Source organism: Nicoliella sp. ESL1113, from assembly GCF_058509245.1.
Genome location: NZ_CP196387.1, coordinates 146125 through 163254, shown reverse-complemented (window position 1 = coordinate 163254; position 17130 = coordinate 146125). Strand labels below are relative to the sequence as shown.

Sequence of the window (17130 nt, the reverse complement as noted above, 5' to 3'; positions counted from 1 at the left end):
TAAATTTAAGGATGTGATCACTATCGGAGTTTACGAAAAAAAGGCCAACCAAACTAGAACTAAACTAATTGATGTAACCTTAGAATTACTGACCAAGCGCCCGCTAAATCGAATTTCTGTCAATGATATTGTTGAACAAGCCGACGTTAACCGCAGTACCTTTTATCGTTACTTTGTTGATAAGGAAGCGTTAATTGAATCCTATGAAGATCAAATGATTGAAAAATTAGAACAGCAACGTTATCGAATAATTGATCATTTTCAAGCCACCCATTCACTATTTGATGAAGATAACATCCGTGGTATTTTCGATATTTTTGCAAATGATCAGCATAACCTTAGCATTTTAATTAGCCCCAGATCACAAAGCGGCTTTCACGACCGTCTTGAAAATAAGCTATTTGATATGGTTAAAAATTCCATAAGAGAAATCAATCCCAATCGTTCTGATTCAGAAATTGATTTAATTTGTAGCTATCACGCTACGGGATTAGTTGGAATCATTAAACTTTGGTTAAGTAAGCCCCAGTATAGTGAAGAGCAAATTTTATCCTTTATTAACATTGTGACCAACAAAGGCGTTTTTAATTTGTTTTGAAAATAAGACATTTATCGTAAATTGATGATTGAATCACCTTTAGAATAATTTAAGATAGTATATAGAATCTTAAATTAATTCAAAGGGGATCATTAATATGTTCAAAGTTATTAAGAGTAAAGCATTCTGGCTATACGTCATTTTAATGATCGTAGTCCTTGGACTATTCTCAGTCGCACAGGTTGGTACCAATACCACCATGAAGATGAAACAACTTCCAGTCGCATTGGTAGATAGTTCAAACGGCACGACCAGTAATAAAATTAAAAGTCAGTTGGAGAAAAAATTTGATAAAAAGTCCGCTGCAATCAAGTGGGTCAAGGTCAAAAATGAATCAGAGTTAACCGATGGCTTTAAGAATAAGAAGTACTACGGGGCCGTGGTAATTAAGAAGAATTTTGATGATAACTTAACCAGTCAACAAAATTACTTGAAGGCAACGGTCATCAGTCAAAAACTCACCGCTGCTCAACAAAAGACGACCCTCCCTGCACAAATGCAAGCTCAACTGAAAGCTGCTACCGCTGAATTAAGTAACAAGCCTGCAGCTGCTGAAATTAACGTCATCATTAACCAAGGGATGAACGCAACTGCTGCTAACACTTTAACCACTGCCCTTACAAACATGGGACAAGCATTGAACCAACGGGTGACCCAACAAAAGCAAGCTGCACTTGCCAAGCAGAACGTTTCATTAACTGCCGCTCAATGGGCTGCCGTCAACAACTCGATCAACGTCAAAACGACTACTGTTCATAAGATTCCAAGTAAAAGTGCCCATGGTGTTGCTCCAATGCTACTCGTAGTGCTCGCTTGGTTCGGTTCAATGCTACCAGCCATCCTATTATGGCGTGAACACAAGAAGGCTAGTCCAGATGGCCACTTCTCAGTTTCTGAAATTAACAGTCAAATGTTATCTGGTGCAATTATGTCGGTTGTACTATCATTTACCATTTACTTCTTGCTCAGCGCATACGGCGTTCCGTTCCCGAATGTTAGCCAGGCAATTCTATTGCTATTCTTCAACATGTTCGTATTCTACCTAATTCAAACCACAGTTCTAGACTGGACCGGGTTAGGTGGTTGGCCAATTCTAATTGTGGTTTGGATCTTCTCCACTTCAATGATGAGTTATGCTCCAGAAATGCTGGGTTCATTCTACAGAACCTTCATCTACAGTTGGTTACCACTGCGCTTCAGTCTCCAAATGTTCAACAATTCCCTTTACTACCAAAGTGGATCTGCAACAATGGCCCCTGCCGTATGGGTAATTTTGATCATTGGAATCGTGGCTGCAGGTTTAATCTACCTTTCAAGTCTATTGAAGCATAAGGAAGATAACGCACCAAGTATTTAGTAAAAAAGAAGTATTATCATTAATTTTTGGTGATAATGCTTCTTTTATACCCTAAAAATTATATCTAATTAATTGTTATAAAGAAGATGAGAATTATTATGGAAAAAAAGAAATGTTTAGTGGATGGAAAAGAATTTAATATTAAGGATGGTTATTTAATAAAGGACGTTGGATCAACTGTACTAGGACACATTAGGGCAGATTATCCTAAAGTACGCGGAGATGATTTCATATGTAAACACCATGCGCTGCACTACCAAATTCAAATTATCAATCAATTAATTGATAATAATGAGACCAAGAATAATAAAATTAACCGCAAGTTAACCGAATCATTAAATGCTAGTGATTATAAAATTGAAAATATTAATAATCAACTCAATCAAGATGCCACCTTTGGTGAAAAAGTAGCTGATATGGTTGCTAAGTTTGGTGGTAGTTGGAGCTTCATTATCGTATTTACAATGGTTCTGTTAGCATGGATGTTTATTAACGTGGTTCATTTATTTGGCGCAAAATTCGACCCCTACCCGTTCATCCTTTTAAACTTAGCACTAAGTTGTCTGGCGGCGCTTCAATCTCCAGTTATCATGATGAGTCAAAATCGAGCTGGTCATCGCGATCACCTATCTTCAGATAATGACTATCATGTTAATCTCAAATCTGAAAGTGAACTTAGAATTTTGCATGCTAAGATTGATCAACTTAATAATAATTCAATTCCTAATAGCTTTAAGATTAATCAAGTTCAACTTGCTTCCATTGGAGAAATTAATGATAAACTTGATAAAATGAGTAATGAAATCAATGAATTAAAGGAAATCATAAGGAAGCAAAATAACGTTTAAATTATTGTCTAAGCCTCCCTGGCTAAATAATATCTATGTAATCATCTAAATTTTAAGTGAATCCAAAAAGCGCCCACAAGTTATGTTTAAAAACTTGTGGACGCTTTTTAATTTTAATTGCCTAGTAAATATAACGATGCCCCAGTTAATATCAAACCGAGAATCAATACCCAAATTCCAGCTTTCAGTACCTTGCCACCCCATCCATCCCAGGCTGGCTTATTTCTAAGGGCGCGGAATTTAAATAGTGACCAGCCGACGCTAACCATAATCACTCCAACCAATAGGATGAGGTATGAAATGATGAGGGCAATGCTTTTAAAGTAGTTGATTATGAACCATCCCTTTGTAGTGTAATGATGATAAGTATTTTTATATAGATCGTATAATTTTAGGTGAAACAAAAAAGACGCCCCAGACTTTTGACGAAGTGAAGCGGGCGACTAATTCTATTTAATATCTAACTGAGCCACTGCTCTTAAAGCAGTTTGCTAATTAAGGAGTCCTGACTGCAATCAGGGCTCTTTATTTATCTATATGATATAGCTTCGCTGAGTAGAAAGTCAATTTAAATGTTTAGATCTAACTCAATATTTACATATGGTATAATTATTTTCAATTAGCATTTAGTTTTGAGGGCGGTGGCTCGGACTTTGATTGGAGGTGATGCTTATGCATCATAAATCTAATGGAAGGCAACGAGTCAGTTACGATGAACGCTTACCAAGCGTTATCATTGTTGATGCAAGAACTATCGTTATTATTTACGATGTTTGTGTATTTCAACGATCGAAAGTAACAAAAAAGCCGCCCCAAGCTTTTGGCGAAGTGATACGGGCGACTAATTGTTATAGTTGTTTGTAAAATGAGCCACTGCTCTTAAAGCAGCTTGCTAATTAAGGAGTCCTGATTGCAGTCAGGGCTCTTTTATTTATCTATATGATATAGCTTCGCTGAGTAGAAAGTCAATTTAAATGTTTAGATTTTAAATAGCAAATAAAATAACTATCAATTGAATCAATGTACTAAATAACGTACAATTACTATAAACAATCCACAAGGAGGACTGGTAAAATGACGCTAGCTATTACCCAAAGCAACTTTAGAAATGAACTAAAAAAATATTTAGATCAAATTAATAATGAAAATGAAACTATTTATGTAACTAGAAGTAATAATAAATCGATTGCAGTGGTAAGTCAGGAAAAATTAAATTGGCTTGAAAAGTTTGCTCAATCAGAACCAGATACAAAAATACATGCCATTGCGCGTGACCAATTAATTCGCCAGGGAATCATTGCTCCTGATCCGATTGTTAAATCTAATGATGAGTACTGGAATCAGTTTTAATGGCAAAATTAAGATTTAGACCTAGCCCCGAGTTTAACCGAAACCTTAAAAAGTTGGCTAAACTTGATAGATCAATAGTTAGCGAAGTTCGTGAGGCCATTGATGTACTTTTAGATATGAATAGTTTGCCAAAGGAATTCAATGATCATCAGTTATCTTACCAACTAAGCGATTACAGAGAATTTCACATTAGAGATACTCCTAAGGGAGGTAAATCAAATCCATTAAATGATATTATAGTAACTTATTCTATTAACTATGGTAATTTAATTGTAACTACTATCAATATTGGTACTCATGATGAAATGTTTGGTGATAATTAATTTAATAAAAATGAACAGTTACACTATTAATTAGTAAGAATTAATTAAAACAATCACTAGCAAGTTACAATCAAAACAATAATATATTCGTGTATTTCAACGATCGAAAGTAACAAAAAAGCCGCCCCAAGCTTTTGGCGAAGTGATGTGAGCGGCTAATGGTGTTTAATATCTAACTGAGACACTGCTCTTAAAGCAGTTTGCTAATTAAGGAGTCCTGACTGCAATCAGGGCTCTTTATTTCTCTATATGATATAGTTTCGTTGATTAGAAAGTCAATTTATATCCTTCTACGTTTTATTAATTCATCTTACTTCTCATACAACTTCACCAACCCCTGGGTTCCATCGTTGCCCAGGTTCATTTGATCGACCATCTTTTCGTAGAGTGACTTGGCCTGCTCAGTTGCTGGAAGTGGCACATCCATCTTTTCGGATTCCTGCAGAGCAATCCGAAGGTCCTTCAAGAAGTGCTTCGCCGCAAACCCAGGCTTGAAGTCGCCTTCTAAAATCCGTGGCCCGTAGTTATCCAGGCTCCAGTTGTCCCCACTACCTTGGGAAACGGTCTTGACCAACGCGGTCAGGTCCAACCCAGCCGCCTTTCCGTAGGCCAACATTTCAGAAAGCCCGGTCATGGTCCCCGCAATCATGATTTGGTTGGCCATCTTAGTGTGTTGCCCCTTGCCGTGGCCACCGAATAAGTTGACGTTACTACCCATCGCGCTTAGAACTGGCTTCATTTCGTCAAAGACGTCCTGATCACCACCCGCCATGATGGTCAGCGTCCCCTTCTTAGCACCAACATCACCACCAGAAACTGGTGCATCCAGGGTCTTAATTCCCTTGGCATCAGCAGTTTGAGCAATTTTAACTTCCAAACTCGGCTTACTGGTGGTCATTTCGATCAACGTTTGGCCCGCCTTGGCAGATTGAAATAACCCGTCATCGCCATAGTAAACTTCCTCAACATCCTGTGGGAACCCGACGATCGTTAACACTACGTCGACTTCAGCCGCTAATGCCTTAGGAGTATCCGCCCACTTAGCGCCTGCATTCATAACGGTTTCAGCATGTGATTTCGTCCGATTATAAACGGTTACGTCATAATCATGCTTGAGTAAGTTAAGAACCATTCCAGTTCCCATGACTCCAGTACCAATAAATCCAATTTTCATTTGAACGCCCTCTTTAATTTATTTGATGCCCATATTATATGCGTTCAAATTCATTAATTTCAATCAATCTGCTTTCAAACCAAAAAAAGATGAACCCGCCATCTCGTGACGAGTTCATCTTTTTTACTTATGCTTATATTTTTGATCCGATGGTTTCTTGCGAAACGCGAACTTAACGAGGGCCAGGTATGCCACCCAAAAACCCACCAGTAAGATTGCGCGAACGATGTAGTTGTCAAATAGTGCCATGCCGATCCCTCCTCAGTTAAATTAGCCTAATTAAATCGTTTTCCGAACGTATGGGTCGGTACTAATCTTTTGATCCAAGATCGTGTTTGCCCATGCCTTAGCGGAGAAGAGCGAATGATCACGCCAGTTTCCACAACTTTCAGCAGTTGTTCCTTGAACGTCCTTCCATTCAACGTTGTTAGCAATTTCTTCTAAGGAGCTCTTCAATGCCTTGGCAACGTCTTCAGTGGAATGTGAACCCCAAGTGATTAAATGAAAACCAGTCCGACAACCAAATGGGGAACAGTCGATCACGCCAGTAAGGCGGTCACGAAGCAAGCCTGCCAAGAGGTGTTCGATGGTGTGCAACCCAGCGGTTGGAATTGCTTCTTCGTTTGGTTGAACTAAGCGGAGGTCGTAATTGGAAATTACGTCGCCATGTTCACCCTTTTCTTCAGTAATTAAACGAACGTATGGAGCATGAACCTTTGTGTGATCGAGTGTGAAACTTTCTACTTTAGCCATAAATAATCAACCTTCCTGTTTTTAAAATTTAAGTTTATCGAATTAGTAATTAAATGCTGGAACATCAACGCCTTGGTATTCCTTCTTGATTAAATCATAAACTGCCTTAGAATTGTATGCTTTAACCACCTTCTTAAATGTAGCGTTGTTCTTTTCTGATTCCCGTGTTACCAAAATGTTAATCCAAGGCTTGTTGTATGGATCTTTAATATCAGGTGCGATTTGGAAAATGGAATCCTTAGCTGGATTCATGTGGTTAGCTTGAACGTAGTTAGCATTCGTAATTCCAGCTGCAAAGTTTGGTAATAACTTCAAGATGGCAGCAGGGTCAACTTCAATAATGTTAAGGTGCTTAGGGTTGCTAGTGATGTCAGTCAAAGTTGGGGAGTAACCCTTCTTAGGATTAGTCTTGATCAAACCGGCCTTTTCAAGCACCTTCAAAGCCCGTCCAGCGTTGGTTGGGTTGTTTGGAATTGCGATCTTATCGCCATCCTTGAGGTCCTTAACGCTCTTGATCTTCTTGGAGTAGATGTTCAATGGTTGGATGTATGTTTGTCCAATGACAGCAAACTTATAATGCTTTTGTTGTTCTTCTTGCTTTAGAAATGCATAGTGTTGGAATGAGTTAATATCAATTTGCCCGTTGGCAGTTGCTTGGTTCAACGCATCCCCATCACTAAAGACCTTGACCTTGGCGTAAATATGTTCCTTGGCCAATTCCTTGTTGATTTCCTTCCAGATTGGAATATCGGTCGAACCAGTAACCCCGACATTCACAACCTTGGTCTTGCCACCATCAGAACTAGAACTAGTTGAATTTGAATTTCCCTTTCCTGAGAAAATCACGAATCCTAAAATAACGACTAATACTCCGACAATCCCTAAGGATGTCCATTGTAATTTTTTCTTCTTGCTCATTTATGCCATCTCCTAATGTTTTAATGTTTCAGATATTAATGTTCCTAAAATTTGGACGATCGTTACGATAATCAATAACACGATAATACATGCCAACGTTACGTCGAATTGGTTTTGTTGATAACCATATTGGATGGCAAAGTTTCCTAAGCCCCCACCACCAACAACTCCGACAATGGCGGTCAACCCGACCAGACTCACAATGGTCGTGGTGGTCATTCTGGTTAAACTTGAGATACTTTCGTGCAGGTAGATCGACTTAATGATTTGGAAATTGGTCAACCCGATTGCTTCACCAGTTTCGACCAAACCAGAATCGGTATCGTTCAATGCTGATTCAATCTGTCTGGAAAAGAAGGGCGTGATCCCAATTACCAGTGGGAAAATGGTCCCTCGTACCCCAATCGCAGTTCCAGAAATCGCGGTCGTAAGTGGAATCAACGCAACGATCAAAATGATGAATGGAATCGATCGGAAGAGGTTGATCAACTTATCCACGATGTTCCAGACGACCCGATTGGGTGCAATCCCATCAGACTGGGTAACCACTAAGATAATTCCTAACACTAAACTCACGACGAAGGATATCAAACCAGCGATGATCACCATTTCAATCGTTTCTAGGATCGATTCTGTAAATGCTTGCCAGTTAGCACCAACGTTTGGAAAATACTTATCTAGCATTATCAATCACCTCCACTTCAACGTCTTTTTGTTGTTGTAAATATTGTTCAGAAGAATCAACATCCGCCTGCTTACCATCTAAGACGATAATCAAACCACCCAATAGTTGCTTTTGAATCAATTTGATATCCCCAATGATGATATTTGCGTTCACATTGAATTTCCGTGAAATATCGGAAATCAATGGGGTCACCGTCTCACCATCCCGATAACTCAATCTGATTAATTTCTGTCCAGGTTTCAAATTGATCGTGTCGACCAGTTCTTGTGAAATTTTCAGGTTCGAAGTGGTGTTGATGAACTTCTTCGTCAACGCTTCCTTCGGATCAGAGAAGACCGAGTAAACATTGCCTTGTTCAACGATGCTCCCCTTGTCCAACACCGCAATGTCATCACAGATCGATTCAATCACGTGCATTTCATGGGTCACGATGATGATCGTAATCCCGTAGTCGCGATTCAACTGCTTTAATAAATCCAAGATCGAATCAGTCGTTTCAGGATCCAAAGCACTCGTTGCTTCATCACAGAGCAACACTTCTGGGTCATTGATCAACGCCCGCGCAATTGCGATCCGTTGCTTTTGCCCCCCTGACAATGAAGAAGGATATGCGGAATACTTATCTGGTAACCCGACTAAGTCCAATAGTTTACGGACTTTGCTGGCCACTTCTTCTTTGGAGAAGCCGCGGTACTTGATCGGTAATGCGATGTTCTCAGCAATCGTTCTACCAGGCATCAAGTTGAATTGTTGGAAGATCATGCTGATCTTACTGCGCAAGTTCAACAATGATTTGTGGTCTAGTTCGTTGACCGTTTGATCATTGAACGTTACCGTTCCATCGGTTGGCTTTTCTAAGCCGTTGATACAACGGATCAAAGTGGACTTTCCAGCTCCACTGTAACCAATCACCCCGAAGATTTTGCCCTTCGGAATTGAGAGGTCAATGTCTTTCAATACGTGGTTAACACCATCATCGGTGTCGAAAGACTTATTAACTTTTTTGAAATTAATTACATCTGTTGCCATTCTTATCACCCTCGTTTACTAGCAATTAAAAAACGCCCCCAGATTCACACTTAATGAACCTAGGGGCGTAATTCATACGCGGTACCACCCTACTTAGTGGCCGTTCGACCACCATCTCTTCGTTGGTAACGCGTTCGACGCGCCGTTAACTTGCTTAGTCGCTCGTTAACGATTATTGATCCAGGACCATTTTCACTAACCCCTCCGTACTGCTTTCCATCAACCGCAGCTTTCTGTGACGGGGGCAATTAGTTACTCATCCCTTCAGTGAATGCGAATTAGTTTTGCACCGTTTGCCAAACTTCATTCGCAGTATCGATTACTAATTTAATTTTCTTCCATTGTTGTTTTTCGGTTAAATGGTTACCCTCTTCGGTTGAAGCAAAACCACATTGGGTACTTAATGATAAGTTTTCCAATGGGACATATTGAGCTGCTTCATGAATCCGGTTAACCAAGTTAGCTGGTTCTTCTAATTCTGGTTTCTTGCTGGTAACTAGCCCTAACACGACTTCTTTACCAGGGGTAACTTCCTTTAATGGTGTGAAATCACCGGAACGGCTATCGTCAAATTCCAGGTAGTAGGCAGAAACGTTTTCTTCGGCGAACAACGTGTGGGCAACTGGTTGGTAACCGCCGCTCGCAGCCCAAGTCGAAGCGTAGTTCCCGCGACAAACATGGGTGCTGACCCGCAAGTCATCAGGTAAGTCCTTGAGTGCTTCGTTGTTAAAGCGTAAGTAGAGCTTTTGTAAATCTTCGATGTCGTTATAATTATCGGTCATCGTCTTCCAGAAGTCCTTATCAGCAAGCATCCCCCAAGTACAGTCGTCAAACTTCACATCGCGACAACCAACTTCATAAAGGGCGATGATCAAATCATGGTATGCTTGACCAATATCATGAACCAATGCATCGGTATCCTTACCATAGAACTTTTCCAAGGCAGCGATATTTTCAGGGCCCCGCACTAGTTCTGCATATAGTTGCGCTGGAGAAGGAATGCTTTGGCGCGCTACGATCGAGTCATCATCCTTCGTCAAGTTGTAGAGGAACTTGTAAGCAACTAGGTCCGGATGGTTCGGGTTAAATTTAATCTTCCCTTCGACTTGGGCCGAATCATTTCTGGTTTCAACATCATGGAAGATGTACCCGTGTTCTTGCTTGGTATGCTTGATTCCATCAAAGCCCCAGAAGGTATCCAAGTGCCAGTAGCTGCGGCGGAATTCTCCGTCGGTCACGATCTTTAAGCCGACTTCTTTTTCCTTGGCAACTAACTTGGTGATTTCTTCGTTTTCGACCTTGGTGAGTTGATCATGGTCGATAGCATGGTTTTCAAAGTCTTTTCTAGCATCCTTTAATTCTTTTGGTCTTAAGAAACTTCCGACAATATCGTAGTGCAATGGTTGTCCGTTAAATTTTGGCATATTGTTACTTCCCTTCGATTCATAATTCAAATAAAAAAATCCGCTCCTAGTGTATATACTAGAAGCGGATTTCCGCGGTACCATTCTATTTCGATAATTGTTTACACAAATATCCTCACTAACGTCTAACAACGTGTGCAGTGAATAATGGTTGCCACCCCATCGACGTTTAAATATCAACGCCGCCAAATTACAGGCCATCTTCACGAATATCGAATCGGTCTACTCACAGCAACCGTAGACTTTCTGAACCATCTTTAATCGTTACTCTCCTGATCATCTTGTTTATTTGAATTCGATTTGATTAATTGATTACATTCTACGAAGTTTAGTTGGGAATGTCAACAGTTTTTCTAATTCTTTTTTAATTTAGTCCCAAATAGGTTAACCAGAATCCCCTTTCAACGTTGATATACAAACTATTAACGGGATTTAAAATATTTTCAATTAATTAAATTCAAATTGGATTTAAACTCCAATTATGATTAAATTACTCATCAAAATATTCCTGTTTGGATTTAAATCGACCAATCTAATTTAATTTTAATCATTCAATTTAGATAAAAATAATCATTTAATATAAGATTGTTATCATTTTCAAATCATCCTTGCTTTTTGATTAAATTATCATTAGAATATAGTGCATTAATGAAATAATTATTAAAGGTAATAACAATTGAAGGGTGAGGTTTAAAATGACAGATGCAAGTAAAGCTCATCAACAAATTCTAGATATCCAAAATGTTGGGACGTCCTTTAAAATCGATGGCAAGTATTATCCCGCCATCTCAGGGATTAATCTTACGGTTAACAGAGATGAAATTTTAGCACTTGTTGGTGAATCTGGTTGTGGGAAGAGTACCCTTGCCACGACCATCATGGGATTACAAAATCCCAATGATTCCAAAACTTCGGGGAAAATTATTTTTGAAGGTAAAACAGACTTACTTTCATTAAACGAAGCACAGTACAATCGAATTCGGGGTGGCAAGATTGGGATGATCTTCCAAGATCCATTGTCAGCATTGAATCCGCTCAAACGGATTAGTGATCAAATTGGTGAGACCCTCTTTTACCATACCGATTTAAACGCTAAGCAACGTTACGACCGTGCGATCGAGTTACTCGACCAAGTTGGAATCCATGATCCAAAATTAGTGGGGCATCAATTCCCCCATCAACTTTCCGGTGGGATGCGACAACGGGTGATGATTGCAATTGCGATCGCATGTAAGCCCGACTTGATCATTGCCGATGAACCCACGACGGCCCTTGACGTTACGATTCAAGCCCAAATTTTGGACCTGCTTCGTAAAATTCAAAAGGAAAACCACATCGGAATCATCTTGATCACCCATGATTTAGGGGTGGTTGCTGAATCAGCAGACAGAGTGGCGGTTATGTACGCTGGTGAGATTGTTGAACTGGGGAGCACAAAGCAGGTTTTCACGCACCCCGAACATCCCTACACCCGTTCGTTGATCCGCTCGATTCCGCAAGCAGATTCTGAAAACGATGAACTATACGTGATCAACGGAATGGTGCCATCACTTAAGAAGATGCCTAAGACTGGTGATAAGTTCGCCCCACGGATTCCATGGGTCCCAGCTGATCAACACGAAGAACACCCAACGATGCATGAAGTAGAGGCCGGTCACTTCGTCAGATGTATCTGCTATAAGAACTTTGCGTTCCCAGATGAAGCTAAAGGAGGCCGTGCTGTATGAGTTTAGTAGAAGTTAAAGACTTAAAAGTGTACTACCCAGTGCGGGGTGGTTTTTGGAACCGCATCGTAAACAACGTCAAGGCCGTTGACGGGGTCAGCTTTAAGATTGAAACTGGCCAAACGTTTGGCCTCGTTGGCGAATCCGGTTCTGGAAAATCAACAACTGGTAAAACGATCGTTGGTCTGGAACAAGCGACGTCTGGAGAAGTCATTTACGACGGGCAAGATATTACCAAAAAAAGCGTCCGCAATAAAATGCAATATAATAAGGATGTCCAAATGATTTTCCAAGATGCAATGTCCAGTTTGAACCCTGAAAAACGGATTTACGATATCATTGCTGAACCGTTGCATAATTTTACTGATCTAAATAAGGAAGAGATCAAACTACGGGTGATCGAACTCCTCGATATTGTTGGGATCAGTGCCGAATCAATTTATAAGTACCCCCACCAATTCTCAGGTGGACAACGACAACGAATTGATATCGCTCGGGCCGTTGCCACTAACCCTAAGTTGATCGTGGCGGATGAACCAGTTTCTGCCTTGGATCTATCAGTTCAGGCGCAGGTCTTGAATTTCATGAAGAAAATTCAACGGGAATTCAACGTTTCATACCTATTCATTTCCCATGATCTAGGGGTTATTCGGCACATGTGTACCAATATTGCGATCATGAATCGGGGGCGGTTAGTGGAAATTGGGACCCGTGATGAAATTTACAACCATCCCCAACACATCTACACGAAGCGCCTCCTTGCTGCGATTCCAAGTACCAACGTCGATGAACGCGAAGCCCACCGCAAGCACCGCCTTGCAATTGAACAAAAATACCGTGAAGAAAGCGATCAGTACTACGATGACGAAGGATTGGCCTTGCCCCTTCAACAACTATCGCCTACTCACTGGGTGGCATTACCAGCAACAGCCATTGCTGAACTTAAAAAATCCAATGATCAGGAGGTGGCAGACTAATGTGGAAAACAATTTTAAGACGGGTCTTAATTATGATCCCAGAACTATTTATCCTAAGCATCCTTGTGTTCCTATTAGCAAAGGCCATGCCTGGTGATCCATTTACAGGAGCCATTAACCCTAAATTAAATGCCGTTCAGATGCATCACTTGATGAAGATCAACGGACTATATGATCCATGGTATCAACAATACTGGAATTGGTTAGTCCACTTATTCCACGGTAACTTAGGGATGAGTTATGAATACCAAGAACCAGTTACAACATTGATTGCGCAACGGGGTGGTAACACCCTTTGGTTAGCACTTGCTACCATGGTCCTTACATACGCAATTGGGTTGCCACTCGGGATTTATGCCGGGAAGCATGAAGGTAAGTGGCAAGATTCATTGGTACGAATCTACTCATACGTAACCATGTCAGTTCCATTCTTCGTTATTTTGGTGCTTGGGGTTTGGATTTTTGGATATGGACTCGGCTGGTTCCCAACTAGCGGCTCCGTTTCCCCAACCGCCAGCGGACTTGGTGGTACCTTACTTTCCAGAATTGGGCACATCATTTTGCCCGCCCTTTTAGGAGCATTCTTTGGGACCACTGGAATCGTGCAATACCTTCGTTCTGAAGTGATCGATGCTAAGCGTTCCGACTACGTTAAGACGGCCCGTTCTAAAGGGGTGCCAGTAAAGGACATCTACAAACACCATATCTTTAGAAATTCGCTGTTGCCAATTACCGCATTTGCGGGTTATTCGATCACAGGACTATTAGGCGGTTCCATCTTTACGGAACAAATCTTCTCATACCCTGGAATGGGGCTCTTATTCCTAAATGCAATTAGCTATCGTGATTACACTGTTATTACCGCTCTTGTGCTACTATATGGATTCTTGAACCTCCTTGGGACGTTGTTATCTGACATCATCTTAAGTGTCGTTGATCCAAGAATTCGGGTTGAATAGGAGGGGTAAAAATGAAGAACAAAACTTTAAACATTAACAACTTAAGTGCTGATGATTTAGCACGCCTCACTAAGGAAGCTGAGGAAAATGCCTCGCCCTCCCAACTGAGGGTGATTTGGAACGAATTTAAGGCCGACAAACTCGCCTTAATTTCACTTATTGCATTAGTATCATTTATTTTATTTACGGTGATCGCATCGTTTTTCATCAACCAAAGTGCCATGATGCAAACTAACATCATGGATAGTTTCAGCAAGCCATTCACTCCAGAATATTGGTTAGGAGCAGATGCTTCTGGGCGTTCGATCGCCAAGCAACTGATCGTTGGTTCTAGAAATTCAATCGGCATCGCAATTGGTTTGACCATTATTTCGTCCACCTTTGGGATTGCCTACGGGCTGATTTCAGGTTACTTTGGTGGGTTTGTTGATTTAGCAATGCAAAGACTCTATGATTTTATGATGATCATTCCAATGCTAATGTTCATCATTGTTTTGGTAACCATCATTCCCCATTACAATGCCATTACGTTGACGTTAATCCTTTCGATTTTCTACTGGATGGGGACGTCTCGGCTAATTCGTTCGAGAACATCTTCAGAAGCGCACCGCGACTATGTATTTGCGGCTAAAACTTCTGGCGCTAGCAATCTAAAAATTATCTTTAGCGAAATTATGCCTAATATTTCATCACTCATCATTGTTGATACGACCCTTTCCTTCGCCGAAAATATCGGGGTTGAAACCGGACTATCATACCTTGGGTTTGGGCTCCCATTGAACACTCCTTCACTAGGGACATTAATTGGAAACGCCAGTGACCCTACTAACATTACGCAATACTGGTGGAACTGGTTGCCAGCTGCTGCAGAAGTGGTGATCATGTGTCTTGCCATCAGTTACATCGGGCAAGCAGTTAGAAGATCAACTAGCGTTATGCAAAGACGTGGTAACTAATCTTTTTTTAATTTTATAACACACTGAAATCGGGCAAACGCCCGATTTTTTAGTTATTTTTAACTTTATTAAAAATAATCTTAATAAAACACTTGAATTTTAATTAAAAAATGATTAGAATGTTATCTATAATATTTTTATTAAAAAATAATTAATAGATTTACATAACAGGTGGTGAACATTGTTTATGAGTTAGTTTCAAAAAAATATCGTTTCACTATTGGAGGAATTGTTTATGATTAAACATAAAAAATGGCTGACAGCAGGAATTGCGATGCTATCAGCACTTACGTTAGCTGCGTGTTCAAACAGCAGCAATAATAGCGGCAGCTCAAAGCATGCCGATTTACCCACTTCTTATAATGCCTCAGGAAAGGGAACCACTAGTGGGAACAACAGCACATTAAAAGTTGCTGAAGTTAATAATTCACCATTCGCCGGAATTACATCTCCTACATTACAAGTTAATGCTGAAGATCAAGATGTATACTCACCAGGTCAACAAGCACTGTTCAATGTTGATGCGAACTACAAGATTGTTGATGGTGGTTTAGCTAATTTGAAGCTTGATAAGGCTACCAAGACCGCGACCGTTACCGTTCGTAAAGATGCTAAGTGGTCAAACGGGATGAAGGTTACCGCAAAGGACGTTGAATACGCCTACGAAATCATTGCGAACCCTAAGACGACTTCCCAACAATACTCAGCTGATATGAACAAGATTGATGGGTTAGCTGAATATCACGCTGGTAAGGCTAAGACAATTTCCGGATTTACATACCCAGATGGCCAAAACGGCAATGTCCTTAAGATTAAGTTCAATAGTTTCCCACCTTCGTTGAAGTACTTAGGTAATTCTACGATGTGGCAAGCTGCTGAACCATACGAATACTTTAAGAACGTTCCAATTGACAAGCTTGCTTCCAGTGCTCAAGTTCGGAAGAACCCAATCTTCGTTGGTCCTTACAAACTTTCTAAACAAGTACAAGGTGAATCAACTACTTGGGTTCCTAACAAGTACTACTTCGGCCCAACTCCTAAGATCAAGAACATCACGATCCAAGTTGTTTCACAAAGTAACTTCGCCGCTGCATTTAAGGCTAAGAAGTACGACTTCGCATTTGGTGGTGTAAGTAGTCAATATCCTCAAGTCAAGAAGTTGAGTGATTACACTGCCGTTGGTTCCCCTGCCCTTTCATTTAGTTACTTCGGTTTCGTCCTTGGTCATGCGAACAAGGAAGGCGTTAGTGTTACCGACAAGAACGCTAAGATGGGTAACAAGAACCTTCGTCAAGCATTGATGTACTCACTTAACCTTGATCAAGTTTACAAAAAGTTCGGTTACGGACTTAGCTGGCACGCTAACACGCTCCTTCCTCCAGCATTTAAGAAGTACTACGACAGTAAAGCTGCCGGATTCCCATACGACTTCAAGAAGGCTGAAAAGCTCCTTGATGAAGCTGGTTACAAGAAGAAGGGCAAGTGGAGAACCCAACCAAATGGGAAACCACTTACGATCTACTACGGTGCAATGCAAGGAACTAGCACTACCCTTGCAATTCAACAATACGAATTGCAACAATGGCACAAGCTAGGCTTGAACGTTCAATTCGCTGGTGGTAAGCCAATGGAAATGAACAGCTTCTACGCAATCCTACAAAAGCCACAACAAAACAAGATTGATTTCTATACCGGTGCCTTCACTACTAATAGTGAACCAACCCCTACTGGAATCTTCGGTACCTCAGCAGCATTTAACATGGGACACTTTGCAAACAAGCAAAACGACCAACTCTTGGCTAACATGAACAATGACAAGGCTTGGAACGAAAGTTACAGAGTAAAACAATTCAAGGATTGGCAAGAATTCATGAATGATCAAACAGCTTACGCTCCTAACGCATTCTCACTTTCATGGTCACCAGTTAACAAGCGGGTTGTGAACTACACTACTTCCCCTGCTAACAACTACTTCTGGAGTAACCTTCAATTGAACAGCGCTTCTACTAAGTAGTCGATCATAATTAGCGATTCGCTAAATTAAAATAAGCTCCA

The 17130-nt window shown here is 40.6% G+C and carries 18 protein-coding genes and 2 other annotated features; of the genes, 10 read left to right on the top strand and 8 right to left on the bottom strand.

Translation table 11 applies throughout. From position 1 onward, the window contains the following. Window positions 1-13 precede the first annotated feature (13 nt). The 3 genes from ACSYTJ_RS00785 (at window position 14) to ACSYTJ_RS00775 (ending at window position 2803) form a co-directional block, all read left to right on the top strand. Window positions 14-598: a TetR/AcrR family transcriptional regulator gene (locus ACSYTJ_RS00785; RefSeq protein WP_491719905.1), complete on the top strand. Its 585-nt coding sequence runs from the start codon at window positions 14-16 to the stop codon at window positions 596-598. Between the two features lie 97 nt (window positions 599-695). Next, complete coding sequence (locus tag ACSYTJ_RS00780) at window positions 696-1955, top strand: YhgE/Pip domain-containing protein (RefSeq protein WP_491719904.1); 1260 nt, start codon at window positions 696-698, stop codon at window positions 1953-1955. A 98-nt stretch (window positions 1956-2053) separates the two neighbouring features. Further along, entirely contained in the window at window positions 2054-2803 is a 750-nt protein-coding gene (locus ACSYTJ_RS00775) for a DUF1003 domain-containing protein (protein ID WP_491719903.1), read from the top strand. A 113-nt stretch (window positions 2804-2916) separates the two neighbouring features. Here ACSYTJ_RS00775 and ACSYTJ_RS00770 read toward each other — a convergent pair whose 3' ends face one another. Continuing rightward, window positions 2917-3207 (bottom strand): hypothetical protein, encoded by a 291-nt coding sequence (locus ACSYTJ_RS00770; protein ID WP_491719902.1) that lies wholly within the window; start codon window positions 3205-3207, stop codon window positions 2917-2919. 670 nt (window positions 3208-3877) lie between these two features. Here ACSYTJ_RS00770 and ACSYTJ_RS00765 point away from each other — a divergent pair. Continuing rightward, window positions 3878-4153: a type II toxin-antitoxin system Phd/YefM family antitoxin gene (locus tag ACSYTJ_RS00765; protein ID WP_491719901.1), complete on the top strand. Its 276-nt coding sequence runs from the start codon at window positions 3878-3880 to the stop codon at window positions 4151-4153. Beyond that, complete coding sequence (locus ACSYTJ_RS00760; RefSeq protein ID WP_491719900.1) at window positions 4153-4476, top strand: type II toxin-antitoxin system mRNA interferase toxin, RelE/StbE family; 324 nt, start codon at window positions 4153-4155, stop codon at window positions 4474-4476. The genes ACSYTJ_RS00765 and ACSYTJ_RS00760 overlap by 1 nt, the downstream gene beginning before the upstream one ends. 310 nt (window positions 4477-4786) lie before the next feature. Here the strand turns inward: ACSYTJ_RS00760 and ACSYTJ_RS00755 are convergent, their stop codons facing one another. From ACSYTJ_RS00755 to ACSYTJ_RS00725, 7 genes are all read right to left on the bottom strand, one after another. Next, entirely contained in the window at window positions 4787-5650 is an 864-nt protein-coding gene (locus ACSYTJ_RS00755; protein WP_491719899.1) for an NAD(P)-dependent oxidoreductase, read from the bottom strand. Window positions 5651-5773: 123 nt separating this feature from the next. Next, the gene (locus tag ACSYTJ_RS00750; RefSeq protein ID WP_491716975.1) at window positions 5774-5899 is read right to left on the bottom strand and encodes a hypothetical protein; all 126 of its coding nucleotides are present in this window, start codon (window positions 5897-5899) and stop codon (window positions 5774-5776) included. A 30-nt stretch (window positions 5900-5929) separates the two neighbouring features. Then, entirely contained in the window at window positions 5930-6403 is a 474-nt protein-coding gene (locus ACSYTJ_RS00745; RefSeq protein WP_491716974.1) for an S-ribosylhomocysteine lyase, read from the bottom strand. Between the two features lie 42 nt (window positions 6404-6445). Beyond that, window positions 6446-7321 carry a MetQ/NlpA family ABC transporter substrate-binding protein gene (locus ACSYTJ_RS00740; protein WP_491716973.1) on the bottom strand — a complete coding sequence of 292 codons (876 nt, stop codon included), beginning with the start codon at window positions 7319-7321 and terminating at the stop codon, window positions 6446-6448. Window positions 7322-7333: 12 nt separating this feature from the next. After that, the gene (locus ACSYTJ_RS00735; protein WP_491716972.1) at window positions 7334-8005 is read right to left on the bottom strand and encodes a methionine ABC transporter permease; all 672 of its coding nucleotides are present in this window, start codon (window positions 8003-8005) and stop codon (window positions 7334-7336) included. Beyond that, window positions 7995-9035: a methionine ABC transporter ATP-binding protein gene (locus ACSYTJ_RS00730; RefSeq protein ID WP_491719898.1), complete on the bottom strand. Its 1041-nt coding sequence runs from the start codon at window positions 9033-9035 to the stop codon at window positions 7995-7997. The genes ACSYTJ_RS00735 and ACSYTJ_RS00730 overlap by 11 nt, the downstream gene beginning before the upstream one ends. A 58-nt stretch (window positions 9036-9093) precedes the next feature. Further along, window positions 9094-9307: a binding site (T-box leader), on the bottom strand. A gap of 6 nt (window positions 9308-9313) precedes the next feature. After that, entirely contained in the window at window positions 9314-10459 is a 1146-nt protein-coding gene (locus tag ACSYTJ_RS00725) for a 5-methyltetrahydropteroyltriglutamate--homocysteine S-methyltransferase (RefSeq protein ID WP_491719897.1), read from the bottom strand. Window positions 10460-10516: 57 nt separating this feature from the next. Next, window positions 10517-10748: a binding site (T-box leader), on the bottom strand. A gap of 406 nt (window positions 10749-11154) precedes the next feature. On the opposite strand from ACSYTJ_RS00725, the gene ACSYTJ_RS00720 reads away from it, so the two are divergent. The 5 genes from ACSYTJ_RS00720 (at window position 11155) to ACSYTJ_RS00700 (ending at window position 17089) form a co-directional block, all read left to right on the top strand. Further along, a complete protein-coding gene (locus ACSYTJ_RS00720) occupies window positions 11155-12186 on the top strand; it encodes an ABC transporter ATP-binding protein (protein ID WP_491716969.1) in 1032 nt (343 codons plus the stop codon). Beyond that, on the top strand, window positions 12183-13160 hold the full coding sequence (locus tag ACSYTJ_RS00715) for an ABC transporter ATP-binding protein (RefSeq protein ID WP_491716968.1): 978 nt from the start codon (window positions 12183-12185) through the stop codon (window positions 13158-13160). Before ACSYTJ_RS00720 ends, ACSYTJ_RS00715 begins: the two co-directional genes overlap by 4 nt. Continuing rightward, the gene (locus ACSYTJ_RS00710) at window positions 13160-14119 is read left to right on the top strand and encodes an ABC transporter permease (RefSeq protein WP_491716967.1); all 960 of its coding nucleotides are present in this window, start codon (window positions 13160-13162) and stop codon (window positions 14117-14119) included. Before ACSYTJ_RS00715 ends, ACSYTJ_RS00710 begins: the two co-directional genes overlap by 1 nt. Window positions 14120-14130: 11 nt before the next feature. Then, window positions 14131-15075: an ABC transporter permease gene (locus ACSYTJ_RS00705; RefSeq protein WP_491716966.1), complete on the top strand. Its 945-nt coding sequence runs from the start codon at window positions 14131-14133 to the stop codon at window positions 15073-15075. A gap of 235 nt (window positions 15076-15310) precedes the next feature. Beyond that, window positions 15311-17089, top strand: coding sequence for an oligopeptide ABC transporter substrate-binding protein (locus tag ACSYTJ_RS00700; RefSeq protein ID WP_491719896.1), 1779 nt, complete (start codon window positions 15311-15313; stop codon window positions 17087-17089). The last annotated feature ends 41 nt before the right edge of the window (window positions 17090-17130 follow it).

Excerpts from the sequence above, each read along its gene's own strand:
- ACSYTJ_RS00780 (WP_491719904.1), top strand. The coding sequence starts at position 696 with ATGTTCAAAGTTATTAAGAGTAAAGCATTCTGGCTATACGTCATTTTA.
- ACSYTJ_RS00775 (WP_491719903.1), top strand. The coding sequence starts at position 2,054 with ATGGAAAAAAAGAAATGTTTAGTGGATGGAAAAGAATTTAATATTAAG.
- ACSYTJ_RS00765 (WP_491719901.1), top strand. The coding sequence starts at position 3,878 with ATGACGCTAGCTATTACCCAAAGCAACTTTAGAAATGAACTAAAAAAA.
- ACSYTJ_RS00760 (WP_491719900.1), top strand. The coding sequence starts at position 4,153 with ATGGCAAAATTAAGATTTAGACCTAGCCCCGAGTTTAACCGAAACCTT.
- ACSYTJ_RS00755 (WP_491719899.1), bottom strand. The coding sequence starts at position 5,650 with ATGAAAATTGGATTTATTGGTACTGGAGTCATGGGAACTGGAATGGTT.
- ACSYTJ_RS00750 (WP_491716975.1), bottom strand. The coding sequence starts at position 5,899 with ATGGCACTATTTGACAACTACATCGTTCGCGCAATCTTACTGGTGGGT.
- ACSYTJ_RS00745 (WP_491716974.1), bottom strand. The coding sequence starts at position 6,403 with ATGGCTAAAGTAGAAAGTTTCACACTCGATCACACAAAGGTTCATGCT.
- ACSYTJ_RS00740 (WP_491716973.1), bottom strand. The coding sequence starts at position 7,321 with ATGAGCAAGAAGAAAAAATTACAATGGACATCCTTAGGGATTGTCGGA.
- ACSYTJ_RS00735 (WP_491716972.1), bottom strand. The coding sequence starts at position 8,005 with ATGCTAGATAAGTATTTTCCAAACGTTGGTGCTAACTGGCAAGCATTT.
- ACSYTJ_RS00730 (WP_491719898.1), bottom strand. The coding sequence starts at position 9,035 with ATGGCAACAGATGTAATTAATTTCAAAAAAGTTAATAAGTCTTTCGAC.
- ACSYTJ_RS00725 (WP_491719897.1), bottom strand. The coding sequence starts at position 10,459 with ATGCCAAAATTTAACGGACAACCATTGCACTACGATATTGTCGGAAGT.
- ACSYTJ_RS00720 (WP_491716969.1), top strand. The coding sequence starts at position 11,155 with ATGACAGATGCAAGTAAAGCTCATCAACAAATTCTAGATATCCAAAAT.
- ACSYTJ_RS00715 (WP_491716968.1), top strand. The coding sequence starts at position 12,183 with ATGAGTTTAGTAGAAGTTAAAGACTTAAAAGTGTACTACCCAGTGCGG.
- ACSYTJ_RS00710 (WP_491716967.1), top strand. The coding sequence starts at position 13,160 with ATGTGGAAAACAATTTTAAGACGGGTCTTAATTATGATCCCAGAACTA.
- ACSYTJ_RS00705 (WP_491716966.1), top strand. The coding sequence starts at position 14,131 with ATGAAGAACAAAACTTTAAACATTAACAACTTAAGTGCTGATGATTTA.
- ACSYTJ_RS00700 (WP_491719896.1), top strand. The coding sequence starts at position 15,311 with ATGATTAAACATAAAAAATGGCTGACAGCAGGAATTGCGATGCTATCA.